This is a genomic window from Kitasatospora sp. NPDC093102, assembly GCF_040683915.1.
Taxonomy (GTDB): Bacteria; Actinomycetota; Actinomycetes; order Streptomycetales; family Streptomycetaceae; genus Kitasatospora.
In genome coordinates this window covers 1-1,403 of the sequence record NZ_JBFBFA010000144.1, presented here as the reverse complement: position 1 = coordinate 1,403, position 1,403 = coordinate 1, and the positions used below count along the sequence as shown (strand labels likewise).

Here is a 1,403-nt window from a genome sequence, read left to right as displayed (position 1 = left end):
GCGGGCGAGGCCGGAGCCGGCGATGTAGAGCTCGCCGGTGACGCCGGCCGGGACCGGCTGGAGGCCTGGATCAAGCACGTACGCACGAGTGTTGTCTAGCGGGCGCCCGATCGGCGCGCGGGCCGGAACGGGCTTGCCGGTGCGAATGGCGTAGTGCGTCGCGCACAGCGTGGTCTCGGTCGGCCCGTAGCTGTTCGTGACCACGGTCCGGGGGGAGCTCGCCCGGACCCGCTCCACCGAGACGGGCGACATGACATCGCCACCGGTCCACACCTCACGCACGGAGGCGAAGCATTGCGGCTGCTCCTCGGCCAGCAGCCGGAACACACCAGAGGCCACCAGCAGGCCCGTCACCTGGTTCGAGGAGATGACCTGCGCCAGGACATCGATGTCCAGATCCCCCGGCGGAGCCACCACGATCCGGCCGCCGGAGAGCAGCGGGCCCCAGATCTCGTACGTCGAGGGGTCGAAGGTGTTCGGCGAGTGGAGCAGGACGCGCTGCCGCGCCTCGTCGCTCCAGCACCGGTCGGCAACCAGGCTGAGTACATTGCCGTGGGTGATGCCCACGCCCTTGGGGGTGCCGGTCGAACCCGAGGTGTACATCACATAGACCAGCTGTCCCGGGTGGCCGGTCACCCCGGGATCGTCCGAGCTCTCGGCCGCGAGCGACGTGTCCTCGTCCAGGAGCAGTGTGCGAGTCCCGCCGGAAAGCTCCGTCGGTGCGAACTTCCGCTCCGTGAGCAGGATTTCGGCGCGGGTCTCGGAGAGGATCAAGCGGAGGCGGTCCGCCGGGCTGCGGCGGTCCAGCGGTACGTAGGCGCCACCCGCCTTCACCACGGCCAACGTGGCGACCACGAGGTCGACCGACCGCTCCAGCAGCAGCGCTACCTGGGAGCCGGCCCGGACGCCCATGGCGCGAAGACGATTCGCCAACTGGTTGGCTCGTTGGTCAAGCTGGTGGTACGTCAGTGAGCCGTTCATGGAACTCACCGCCACCGCGTCGGGCCGCTGGGCAACCTGGTCAGCGAACGCGACCTGGACGGAGGAAGCCGCGTCGGCGGGCTCGTGGACCGTGTCGTTCCATCCGTCGAGCAGCTGCCTGCGCTCGCTCGGGTCGAGGATGTCGATCCGGCTGATCGGTTGGTCGGGGTCGTTGGCGGCGGCTTCGAGGATCCGGGTGAGGTGTCCGGTGAACCGCTGGACGGTCTCGTGGTCGAAGAGGTCGGTGGCGTACTCCACGGCGCCGCGCACCCCGCCGGACTCGCCGTTCGCCCCGGCCAGTTCGAGCAGGCTGAACGCGAGGTCCATCTTGGCGACGCCGAGCGTGGTCAGCTCGGGTTGGACGGTGAGGTCGGCGAGTTCGAGGGTGGTGTGGGTGGTGTTGTTGAGGGTGAGCATGATCT

The 1,403-nt window shown here is 69.3% G+C and carries 1 protein-coding gene; it reads right to left on the bottom strand.

Features of this window, described 5'->3' with window-relative positions; translation table 11 throughout:
- The coding region (locus AB0O11_RS39360) for an AMP-binding protein (protein ID WP_363397436.1) at positions 1 to 1,403 on the bottom strand (1,403 nt) is incomplete at both ends.